Source organism: Mesorhizobium sp. (genome assembly GCF_004962925.1).
Classification (GTDB): Bacteria; Pseudomonadota; Alphaproteobacteria; order Rhizobiales; family Rhizobiaceae; genus Mesorhizobium.
Genome location: NZ_SUEO01000135.1, coordinates 6,926 through 18,248 on the forward strand (window position 1 = coordinate 6,926; position 11,323 = coordinate 18,248).

Genomic DNA, 11,323 nt, shown 5'->3' on the forward strand with positions numbered 1-11,323 from the left:
ACGCAACTGTTCACGCTGGCCGAAAGCCTCGGCGGCGTCGAAAGCCTGATCGAGCACCCGGCGCTGATGACGCACGGGTCGATCCCGGCGCTAAAACGCGCCGAGATTGGAATTTCGGATTCGCTGGTGCGGCTGTCGGCCGGCATCGAGGACGGCGACGATCTGATTGCGGATTTGGATCAGGCGCTGGCGAGTTGAAGGGCCATGCCAAGGCAATCGCTTCTCTTGTGAGGATAAGGCGGAGAGCCAGGGTGTTGGGGTTCGCATCGTTTTTTAGAGCCTTCCCAGGACTAGCCTAGGCGGTTCCATTGGCCTCCAACGTTTATTAGGTAACCGACGCGAACCTTTTGGATGGCTCTCTGACTTTCCGGAACTATGCCAACCCCGATTGGCCAATTTCCAAACGGAGCGTGGTTTTTGCCTGCAAGGTGCAGGAGCATAGTTTCCGTGGCATCCGTCAAGCTGCCGACCCATGCCGACATGAACGCGGTCAGATAGGTCTCATCTATCGGAGTCTTGGGATGAACCACCGTGATCGACGGCCGCGTAACTGTCCCATCTAAATTGAGGTAAAAGTCCCTTGCTACAACCCGCTGATCATCCTTGCGATGTTCGACACAATGGCGCGTGTTGCGAACGTGATGGGCAAACTTCGCCAACTCCCTAGCAAAGACAGTTGTGATGTCGTTCTCGCCAAATTCCTTTGTTAGGACTGCGGTCAAGCTATCTGGCCATTTTCCCGCAGCTTTCATTTGCGGACCGTAAAAAACCTCTGCAAGGCGATAAATCGCCTGGAGGGTGTGCTCTGCTTTTTGAATGAAAGTGTTCGCTCGAGTTTCGACCTCCGTCACCGCGGGCAACCGTGTAGTATCCTTGGAAGAGTTCACCACTGCGATTTGCTTCGCCTCGTCAGTTTCGAGCTGGGACAGGGTTTTCTGTGCCGCTAAGAGTTGGGTCATGATGTCGGCAGAGATCGAGATGCCGAAGTCCCTTATCTTGGCGTCCGGAAAATGGGTTTTTGAAAAAAGCCGGCTAGCCGAGAGTAGAGTCCGGGCCACGATATCGGACTCGGAACCAGCATCAGCAAACAATTGCTGGGTGTTGGGGAGGTCAATGTTCGTGCGATCGGGATCAAGTTGATCCGCAAGTTTGATCGCATGTACGGAATGCTCCTTAACAAGAAACATCGAATCCGTGGTCACGACCATATCGGTGAGTTTTCCGTCGCCGTCGTGACCAATGGTCATCGAAAAGGCAGACTCACGCTTCCAGTCGATTGGGCGTTTCAAGGCTTTGTCTATTGGAGGTTTGCTCATAGTCTCGAATGTTGTGCGCGTCTGGTAGCCTGAAAAGTGCTGATGCTGCGAAATCGCAGTTTAGGATCAGGCCAGAGATAACCTCTACTGAAAGCACAATCACAGCGCTAATCAAATTGCCGATGAGCACCCCATGACCACCAACACACGCCATCCACTGAAACCCTCCGACGCCCCGCTCACCTTCGCGGTGCTGGTCTTCCCCGGTTTTCCGATGATGGCGTTCAGTTCGGTCATCGAGCCGCTGCGTGCGGCCAACGTCCTGGCCAAGCGGGACTGCTACCGCTGGATCATCGTCGGCGCTGCCGAAGGTCCGGTCGAGGCCTCGAATGGCGTCGTCATCCAGCCCGGCTTTTTCGCCGGTGATGCGCCGAAGGTCGACCGCATCGTCGTCTGCTCGGGTGGCAATGCCGATCATCTTGTCGCCGACGATGCCGTGAGCTGGATCCGCAAGAGCTTGCGCGGCGGCGCCCATATCGGCGCGGTGGCGGATGCCGCCTTCTTCCTGGCGCGGGCCGGCCTGCTCGACGGCCATGCCTGCACCTTGCACTGGACCAGCCAGGCCGCCTTCACCGAGGCGTTTCCGGACATCGAGCTTAGACGCGATCTCTACGTCATCGACCGCAAGCGCTTCACCTCGGCCGGCGGCGTCGGCAGCCTCGACATGATGCTGGAGATCATCACCCGCGACTATGGCGCCGAGCTGGCGGCCGGCGTCGCCGAATGGTTCGTGCACAGCCCGCTGCGCTCCAGCGTCGACCGCATGCTAATGCCGCTGCGCTTACGCACCGGCGTCCAGAACGAGCTGGTTCTATCGGCGATCGCCATCATGGAGGATGCGGTGGAAGAGCGACTCGGGATGGCGGCGCTGGCGGAAAAACTCGGCGTCTCCTCCGACAAGCTCGAGCGGAACTTCCGCTCCGAGCTCAGCATCTCGCCCAACGGCTATTATCGCCGCCTGCGGCTGAAGCGCGCCGCCGACCTCCTGGCGCATTCGACGCTGATGGTCCGCGACGTGGCGCTCGCCTGCGGCTTCGCCTCGATGTCGAGCTTTGCCCGGGCGTTCAGGGAGGAGCATGGGCACGCGCCGAAGGTGGCGCGGAGGCATTAGGCGTCTGCGCGCTGACGCGGCGCAACGACGGCGGGACAGCGCCCCCCTCTGGCCTGCCGGCCATCTCCCCCACTTGGGGGGAGATCGGCTGTCACCGCTGATTTCGCCAATCGCCAACGTTACAGGAATAAGCGGAACGCCGAAGCCGCCCCTCCTTGTGGGGGAGATGTCCGGCAGGACAGAGGGGGGCGCCGTAGAGTGCTACGGAACGACTTCAAGCGGCATCCGGCACAACACCTGCGGGATTCCGCACAGCCTCTTCGCGGCGCACAGCTATGTTCTGGGCTTCCAGGAGGCACCCCATGAGCATCGTCGTTTTTGATCCCGACAGCACCGAGGACGTGGATTTCAAGGACCGCATGCGCCACCCGGCGGCGGCCGATCCGGCCGGCGGCATGTGGCTGTCGGACACCGAACCGTCCTTCATCGATGCGGACGCGCTGCGCAAGGGGCGGCTGGCGAAACTGCGCGCCTGGATGCGCGAGGCCGGCTATGGCGGCGTCGTTTTGTTCGACCCCTACAACCAGCGATACGCCACCGGCTCGCGCAACATGTTCGGCTATTTCCTGCGCAACTCGACGCGCTATTTCTTCATCCCGACCGAAGGGCCGATCGTGCTGTTCGAATATCCGCAGAGCTACCATGTCTCGATGGTGCTCGATACGATCGACGAGGCGCGTCCGTCCAAGCTGGTCTGGTCCGCGGTGTCGGGCCGCGACGACGAAACGGTCGGTCCCTTCGCCGACGAGATCGTCGAATTGCTCAAGGCGCATGGCGGCGGCTCGATGAAGCTCGGCCTCGACCGTTGCGGCCATCTGCAGGCGCTGGCGCTGGAAAAGCGCGGCTGCGAGGTCCGGGATTGCCAAGGTGAAATTCTCGCCGTGCGGGCGGTCAAGACGCCCGAAGAAGTAAAATGCCTGCAGGTGTCGATGGCCGGCGCCGAGGCCGCCGTCTATGCGGTGCGCGAGGCGATCAAGCCCGGCGTTTCCGAAAACGATCTGTTCGCCATCATGTATCACGAGGTGATCCGGCAGGGCGGCGAGTTCATCGAAACCCGACTGCTGACCTCGGGCCAGCGCACCAACCCATGGTTCAACGAAGCGAGCGGCCGCAAGATCAGGCCGGGCGAACTTTTGGCGCTGGATACCGATACGATCGGCTGCTACGGCTATTATTCGGACTTCTCGCGCACCTTCCGCTGCGGCCCGGGCAAGCCGACGGATTATCAGAAGTCGCTCTACCGCATGGCCCACGACCAGGTTCAGCAAAACATCTCGATCGTGAAGCCGGGCATGGCGTTTCGCGAGATTGCCGAAAAGGCCTGGGAGATCCCGGACCGCTTCGTCGACCAGCGCTATACGTCTGTGATGCACGGCGTCGGCATGCATGGCGAGACGCCGTTCATCGCGCACGCCATGGACTACGAGACCTATGGTCGCGACGGTTTTGTCGTGCCCGGCATGGTGGTCAGCGTCGAGAGCTATATCGGCGAGAAAGGCGGACGCGAGGGTGTCAAGCTCGAGGACGAGATCCTGGTCACCGAAACCGGCACCGAGCTTCTGTCGCGCTTTCCCTATGAGGACGATTTTTTGGAGAAGCAAGTTTGATCCCAGCATCAACCACTGGTCGCGGTGCGGTATCGCAAACCTTCGGGACCAGCCGCAGCGCTCATGCTTTCGTCATCCTAGGGCGGAGCAAGGAGCGCAGCGACGCGGCGCAGACCCTAGGATCCATGCCGCTACATTTCGGCTTCGAGACGGTGCGGAACTCTATTCCGCTGCATTCTTCGCTAGAGGTAACGGCATGGATTCAAGGACCTTCGCGACGCCGCTTCGCGGCTGCTTCGCCCTGGAATGACGAAGTTCAGGCATTCGCATGAAAACTCCCATTTCCATCAAACGCGGCGGCCGCGGTCTTTGTCGACCTCCAGGAGGAGCATCGGCAGGACAAGCGCTATCTAGTCGAGGGTTTTGGCGGCATTCTCGCCAACGTCCAGCGCCTGCAGGCAACGGCGCGGGCCAACGATGTGTTGCTCTACCATTCGGCCTATATCGTCGATCTCACCAGGGAGGCGCGGCGGTTCCATCCGGTCGATGCGAATGGCAGGTCGGCCTTTTCCGACAAGGACGATCCGCTGACGGCGATCTGTCCGGAAGTGGCGCCGATCGCCGGCGAGATGATGCTGGTCAAGACTGAGGCCAGCGCCTTCGGTGCGGGCCCTGCCGCCGGCCGGCTCAAGGCCGAAGGAATCGAGTGGCTGGTCGTTGCCGGTGTGTGGACCGAGGCCTGCATCGACGCCACCGTCAGGGATGCGGTGTCCTCAGGCTTTCGCGTGCTGCTGGTCAAGGATGCCTGCGGCAGCGGCAGCACGGCGATGCACCAGACCGCCATCCTCAACCTTGCCAACCGGCTCTATGGCGGCGCCGTCACCACCACCGACGGCGCCTGCCGATTGATGGCAGGCGAGACGGTCGATGCATGGCAGGTGGTAGGCTCGGTGCCTTTGCGCTTCACCTACGAAAACGCGGCCCGGCTCTACGACGAGCTCTGACGCTTCCAGCGGATTTGGTGGGACCGGATGGCAAAGGTCAGCGACGCCGAAAAGCCCGAGACAGCAAAACGGCAAAAATACGCGCCGCTGCTCGATCCGGCGCTGTGGGCCTATATCGACCGGGTCAACGCATGGTATCCGCCCGAAATGGACCTGCCGGTCGACAAGCAGCGGGCGGTCTATGACGCGATGTGCCGGGCGTTCCACGCGGGCACTCCCGCAGGCGTCGAAGCCAGCGACGGCGCGGTTGCCGCCGGCGATCATGCGATCCCGATCCGGCGCTACCAGCTGGCGGGCAAGGCGCCGCAAGCGATGGTCGTCTATTATCACGGCGGCGGCTTCGTGCTTGGCGGGCTCGACAGCCATGACGACATCTGCGCCGAGATCTGCGCCGGCACCGGCTTTGCCGTGCTGTCCGCCGACTACCGGCTGGCGCCCGAACATCTGCATCCTGCCGCCTTCGACGATGCGCTGGCGGTGTTCGAATGGGCGGCTGACACAGGGGGCCTGCCGATCGTGCTGTGCGGCGAAAGCGCCGGCGGCAATCTTGCCGCCGCAGTCGCGCATGCGGCGCGCCGCCATCCTCGCCACGCAATCGGCCAGGTGCTGATCTATCCGGAGCTGGGCGGTGATGAGAGCGCCGGCTCCTATGTCGAGCACGCCGAAGCGCCGCTGCTCACCCTCAGCGATATGGAATTCTACCGCCAGGTCCGTTCCGGCAAGGCACAGTCACCGGACGACCCGACCTTCTCGCCGCTGCGCGACAGCGACTTCTCCGGCTTGCCGCCGACAGTCGTCGTCACCGCGCAATGCGATCCGCTGTCATCGGACGGCGAGGGCTATCGCGACCGCATCCTCGCCGCCGGCGGCCGCGCCTGGTGGTATGAAGAGCCGCGCCTCGTGCATAGCTTTCTACGCGCCCGCAAGACCGTGCCGCGGGCCGGCGAAGCGTTCACCCGCATCGTCGCCGCCATCGCTACGCTCGGCAAGGGCGACTGGTTGTAGGGGAACCTTCCACCTCTGCGGAACAGCGCACAACAACTGCGGAAACGCGAACATTTCTTCGCTGAAGCCGGCACTATCATCGACCACGGCCAACGACGCCCGGCGACCGCATCCGCCCCGGTGAAGCGATCGGACGGGCGCCGACAGGGAGGATTCACGATGAAGTTCATGCTGACCGACAGAGCGTTGCATCCGCAGGCTGAACCCGTCGCCGACGGTTTCAAGAAAGGCGGCATGAACCGGCGCGAATATCTCGCCACCATGGCAGCGTTTGGCGTGAGCGCCGCCGGCGCGCTGGCGCTGGGCGGCCTTGCGCCCTCCCCGGCCAGGGCGGCCGAGGAGCCGAGACGCGGCGGCGTCTTGCGCGTCGCCATGAACGTCAAGGGCTGGAAGGATCCGCGCACTTTCGACGGTGTCGAAATGTCCAATGTCGCCCGTCAGTGCAACGAATATCTGGTGCGCTGGAACCGTGATTTCACCTTCGAGCCGTGGCTGCTGAAGAGCTGGGAGACGAGCGACGACGCTCGCGTGCTGACGCTGCACGTCCGCAAGGGCATCACCTGGTCGAACGGCGACACCTTCAACGCCGACGACGTCGTCCACAATCTGACGCGCTGGTGCGATGCCGGCGTCGCCGGCAATTCGGTCGCCGAGCGCATGGGCGCGCTGGTCGACGCCGCCACCAAGAAACCGGTCGACGGCGGCATCGAGCGTGTCGACGACTTTACCGTCCGGCTCAATTTGCCGAAGCCAGACATTTCGCTGATTGCCGGCATGACCGATTATCCGGCGCTGATCATGCACCGCAGCTACGATGGTGACGGTGATCCGCTGAAGGCGCTGGCGATCACCACTGGACCTTGCGAACTGGTGCAATGGGACGCCGAGGTCGGCGCCGAGGTCCGCCGCAAGGACAAGCCTTGGTGGAAAGGCGACTTCTATCTCGACGGTATCCAATGGGTCGACTACGGCTCGGATCCCAACGCCATGTTCTCGGCTTTCGAATCGGGCGAGATCGACACCAACCACGAAACCGCCGCTGATACGGTTTCGCAAACGGACGCCATGGATCTGAGCAATTCCGAGCTTGCCACCGGCTCGACCATTGTCGCGCGCTTCAACGTCGGCAATCCGCCCTATGACGACATCAGGGTGCGGCGCGCAGCCCAGCTCGCCGTCGACAACGGCACGATCCTGAAGATCGGCATGGACGACCGCGGCAAGCCGGCCGAGAACCACCATGTCGGCCCGATGCACGCCGAATACGCTGATATCGGCCCGGCCGTCCGCGACGTCGATCAAGCCAAGGCGCTGCTTGCCGAGGCCGGCAAGTCCGACCACGAATACGACCTCATCTCCGTCGATGTCGACTGGCAGAAGAACACCGGCGACGCCATCGCCGCGCAGATGCGCGACGCCGGGCTGAAGGTCAAGCGCACCGTGCTGCCGGCGGCGACGTTCTGGAACGACTGGAGCAAATATCCCTTCTCCTGCACCGAGTGGCTCGGCCGGCCGCTGGGCGTCCAGGTGCTGGCCCTGGCCTACAAGTCCGGCGCCGCCTGGAACGAGAGCGCCTATGCCAATGCGGAGTTCGACGCCTTGCTCGACAAGGCGCTGGCCACACCCGTCGCTGGCGCCCGCAAGGAGATCATGGCCAAGATCGAACAGAATCTGCGCGACTCCGGCATCATCATCCAGCCCTATTGGCGCTCGGTCTACCGGACCTATCGCAAGGGCGTGCATGGCTGCGAGCAGCACCAGTCGCTCGAGCAGCATTTCGAGAAGGTCTGGCTCGAGGCGTGATCGCGGGTCTTGCCTTCTCCCCTTGTGGGAGAAGGTGGATTGGCGCGCAGCGCCAAGACGGTTGAGGGGTGTTGGACGAAGTGATCGGTGCCAAGCTGGAACACCCCTCATCCGGCCGCTTCGCGTCCACCTTCTCCCACAAGGGGAGAAGGGAGAGCCACGCCAGCTCTCGAAATCTCCTGCCCGATCCGCACGGTCTCCCGCACCAGCAGGTCCAGATCCTCGCGCCGCGTGCGGTGATTGTTGATCGCCACCCGCAGACAATGCTGGCCATGCACCGTCGTGTCCGAAAGAGCGGCGATGCCTTCTTCCTGCAGCCTCAGCATGATCTCGGTGTTGAGCGCCTTCTGCCGCTCTCCCGACGTCTCGTCGCCACGGTAGCGAAAACAGACTATGTTGATGTTCGCCGGCGCGACCAGTTCCAGCAGCGGCTCGGCCTCGATCAGCGTGCTGAGATAATGTCCCTGTGCGATGTTCTGATCGATCAGGCGGCCGAATTTTTCGATGCCGTGCTCCTTCAGCGCCATCCATACCTTCAGCGCCCGGAAACCGCGTGACGTCTGCAAGCCGTAATCATGCAGCCAGTGTCCGGATGCGAGGCCGCGCGGCGTCGATTCCAGATATTCCGGCGTGACCGCAAACGTATTGCGATGCGATGCGGCGTCCCTGATCAGGGCGCAGCCGACCTCAAACGGGGCGTGCAGCCATTTGTGCGGATCGAGCGCGACGGAGTGGGCGTGCTCGATGCCGGCAACGCGATGGGAATTTTCCGGTGCAATGGCGATTAGGGCGCCGATGCAGCCGTCGACATGGAACCAGAGGTCTTCTTGCGCCGCCAGTTCCGCCAGTGCCTGCAGGTCGTCGATCGCTCCGGTGTTCACCGTGCCTGCCGTGCCGATCACGCAGGCCGGCCGAAAACCTGCCTTGCGGTCCTCGGCGATCGCTGCCCGCAAGGCGCTGATGTCGATCCGCAGGCCGGCATCGGTCGGGATGCGGCGCAGCGCCTGGTTGCCGAGGCCGAGCGCCTCCATCGCTTTGCGGTGGCAGGAGTGCAGCTGGTCCGAACCATAGAAGCGCAGCGGCTTGTCGATGGCGGCAACGCCGTGCTCGCGCACGTCGATGCCCGCCTTAGTGTTGCGTGCCACCGTCAGGCCGATGATGTTGGCCATCGAGCCGCCGCTGACCAGCGTGCCGCTGGCCGATTGGGGAAAGCCCATCATCTGCTTGCACCAGTCGACGACCTGGCTGTCCATGAGCGCGGCGGCATGGTTACCACCGCCTAGGTTCGAGCCTTGGATCGCCGCCAGGAAATCACCGAGCGCCCCGGTGAAATTGCTCGATCCCATATACCAGGACCAGAAGCGCGGATGGATGTTGCCCATCGGATAGGCCATCACCTTCTCTGTGACCTCGCCACAGACTTGGGCGAGCGGCTGAGGTGACCGCGGCAGCGGGGCCGCGAAGAAGGCTTTCACCTCTGCCGGCATGTCCTGCCACACCGGGCGTTCCCGGACATCGCGCAGATAGCCGACGGCTTCGTCGACAATCCGGTGCGACAGCACCTGAACCTCGGTCCAGTCGACCGGATCGAGCGTTTCTTCGGCAACGATACCGGTCGTACTGGCTTTCAGCATTGCGTCCATCCGCGTTGCTCCCGATACGCCTTCATTCGGCCGGGAACTGGCAGCCGGGCGTCGAGCGCGAAAGGGCTGTCTCCTCCGCGTCCATCTCGGCTTCGATGCCGTCGAACAGCGGCGTCGTCATGTAGCGTTCGCCGGTGTCGGGAAGCATGCACAGGATCACCGAGCCGGGTGCGGCTTTTTCTGCGATCTGGCGTGCCACGGCAAAAGTGGCTCCGCCGGAGATGCCGGTGAAAATCCCTTCCTTTTGCGCCAGCGCCTTGGCCCATTTGACGCCCTCGGGCCCGGGAACAGGCACGACCTCGTCATAGAGGCTGGCGTCGACCGCCTCCTGCAGCACGTTTGGAATGAAATCCGGGGTCCAGCCCTGGATCGGGTGCGGCTCGAAAGCCGGATGGCTGGCGGCGGGCGCACCGTCGGCGCCGCGCTCCTGTGCCTTGCCGCTGCCGATGAGCTGGGCGTTGGCGGGCTCGGCCAGCACGATTCTGATCTCCGGACGCTCGCGGCGCAGCACGCGCCCGACACCGACGACGGTGCCGCCGGTTCCGTAGCCGGTGACGAAGCAATCGAGCCTCGATCCGGCGAAATCGTTGATGATCTCGCGCGCCGTCGTCGCCTCGTGAATGGCGGCATTGGCCTTGGTCTCGAACTGGCGGGCCAGGAACCAGCCATTGGCTTGCGCCAATTCCACCGCCTTGTTGTACATGCCAAAACCCTTCTGGGCGCGCGGCGTCAGCACCACCTTGGCGCCCAGCATGCGCATCAGCTTGCGGCGCTCGATGGAGAAACTGTCGGCCATCGTCACCACCAGCGGATAGCCCTTCTGCGCGCAGACCATGGCCAGCCCGATGCCGGTGTTGCCGCTGGTCGCCTCGACGACTGTCTGGCCCGGCTTCAGGGCGCCGCTGCGCTCGCCTTCTTCGATGATATTGAGCGCCAGCCGGTCCTTGACCGACGCCGCCGGATTGAAGAACTCGGCCTTCACATGGATCGTCACATCATCGGGGCCGAGATTGTTGATCCTGATCACCGGCGTATCGCCGACCGTGTCGAGAATGCTGTCGAACAGGCGGCCGCGGCCGGCCGTGCTCCTGATTTTCTGCTGATACAACATGTCTGTTCTCCTCTTTTGTTATTGTCACGAGTTGTCGTCACGAGCCGGTTACAAACCGGCTGCTTGGGCGGCGAGGTTTCGAGACCTTACCGCGGTAAGGTGCCTGTGCCGGTAATGCGCTCGGAAAGCGGCAATGCCGGCGTCCGGCGCGGAAATTCGTTGCCGGATGCACTCTATCGCTCTCAGTGATAAAGCAGAGGGCGATAGGCCAGCGTGGGAGCAAGCGTGGAAACGCACGTGGAATCCGCTCGATCGAGCCTGGACGGCGCAACGGCCGGGCTGTCCGTGCGGCTGTTCGGGCCGCTGACGATCACGTGCGACGGTGCCGCCGTGCAACTGCCGGCATCGCGCAAGGTGCGCGCTCTCTTCGCCTATCTGGCCCTTGCGCCGCATGCCGTCGGGCGCAGCCGCCTGTGCGAACTCTTGTGGGACGTGCCGAACGATCCGAGGGGCGAGCTTCGCTGGTGCCTCAGCAAGCTCAGGAGCATTCTCGACGACCCCGCCAGGATCGAGACGTCTGGCGATACGGTCGCGCTTGATCTCAGTGGCAGTCTCGTCGACGCAATCGATATTGCCTTCGCCGCCGCTGGAGGAATCGAGACGCTCGATCTGCAGCGCCTGCAAGACTTGTCCGAACTGTTTTCTGGCGATTTCCTCGAAGGGCTGGAGATCGACCGCAGCCCGCATTTTATGAGCTGGGTGACCGCGCAGCGCCGCCGTTTCAGCTCATGCCATGCCGCTATCCTGGAACACCTCGTCAAGAATCTTCCGACGGGCTCCGGC

At 63.1% G+C, this 11,323-nt stretch carries 8 protein-coding genes and 2 pseudogenes; 7 read left to right on the forward strand and 3 right to left on the reverse strand.

Annotated features, from left to right (window positions below):
• Positions 1 to 198, forward strand: a 198-nt coding sequence (locus E5W87_RS23385; RefSeq protein WP_292402878.1) for a PLP-dependent transferase, incomplete at its 5' end; no start/stop codon positions are given.
• Positions 199 to 290: 92 nt separating this feature from the next.
• Here the strand turns inward: E5W87_RS23385 and E5W87_RS23390 are convergent.
• Positions 291 to 1,316, reverse strand: a complete 1,026-nt coding sequence (locus tag E5W87_RS23390) for a hypothetical protein (protein ID WP_292402881.1) — start codon at positions 1,314 to 1,316, stop codon at positions 291 to 293.
• 133 nt (positions 1,317 to 1,449) lie between these two features.
• On the opposite strand from E5W87_RS23390, the gene E5W87_RS23395 reads away from it, so the two are divergent.
• The 5 genes and pseudogenes from E5W87_RS23395 (at position 1,450) to E5W87_RS23415 (ending at position 7,786) form a co-directional block, all read left to right on the forward strand.
• Positions 1,450 to 2,427, forward strand: coding sequence for a GlxA family transcriptional regulator (locus E5W87_RS23395; protein WP_292402883.1), 978 nt, complete (start codon positions 1,450 to 1,452; stop codon positions 2,425 to 2,427).
• Between the two features lie 302 nt (positions 2,428 to 2,729).
• Positions 2,730 to 4,034 (forward strand): Xaa-Pro peptidase family protein, encoded by a 1,305-nt coding sequence (locus E5W87_RS23400; protein WP_292402886.1) that lies wholly within the window; start codon positions 2,730 to 2,732, stop codon positions 4,032 to 4,034.
• A gap of 268 nt (positions 4,035 to 4,302) precedes the next feature.
• Positions 4,303 to 4,978, forward strand: a pseudogene (locus E5W87_RS23405) (isochorismatase family protein).
• A 27-nt stretch (positions 4,979 to 5,005) separates the two neighbouring features.
• The gene (locus E5W87_RS23410; RefSeq protein ID WP_292402890.1) at positions 5,006 to 5,983 is read left to right on the forward strand and encodes an alpha/beta hydrolase; all 978 of its coding nucleotides are present in this window, start codon (positions 5,006 to 5,008) and stop codon (positions 5,981 to 5,983) included.
• A gap of 159 nt (positions 5,984 to 6,142) precedes the next feature.
• A complete protein-coding gene (locus tag E5W87_RS23415) occupies positions 6,143 to 7,786 on the forward strand; it encodes an ABC transporter substrate-binding protein (RefSeq protein WP_292402893.1) in 1,644 nt (547 codons plus the stop codon).
• Positions 7,787 to 7,893: 107 nt separating this feature from the next.
• Here the strand turns inward: E5W87_RS23415 and E5W87_RS23420 are convergent, their stop codons facing one another.
• Positions 7,894 to 9,429 carry an aspartate aminotransferase family protein gene (locus E5W87_RS23420; protein ID WP_292402896.1) on the reverse strand — a complete coding sequence of 512 codons (1,536 nt, stop codon included), beginning with the start codon at positions 9,427 to 9,429 and terminating at the stop codon, positions 7,894 to 7,896.
• 22 nt (positions 9,430 to 9,451) lie between these two features.
• Positions 9,452 to 10,540 carry a PLP-dependent cysteine synthase family protein gene (locus E5W87_RS23425; protein WP_292402899.1) on the reverse strand — a complete coding sequence of 363 codons (1,089 nt, stop codon included), beginning with the start codon at positions 10,538 to 10,540 and terminating at the stop codon, positions 9,452 to 9,454.
• A 225-nt stretch (positions 10,541 to 10,765) separates the two neighbouring features.
• Between E5W87_RS23425 and E5W87_RS23430 the strand changes: the two are divergent.
• Positions 10,766 to 11,323, forward strand: a pseudogene (locus tag E5W87_RS23430) (transcriptional regulator); the annotation flags it as partial.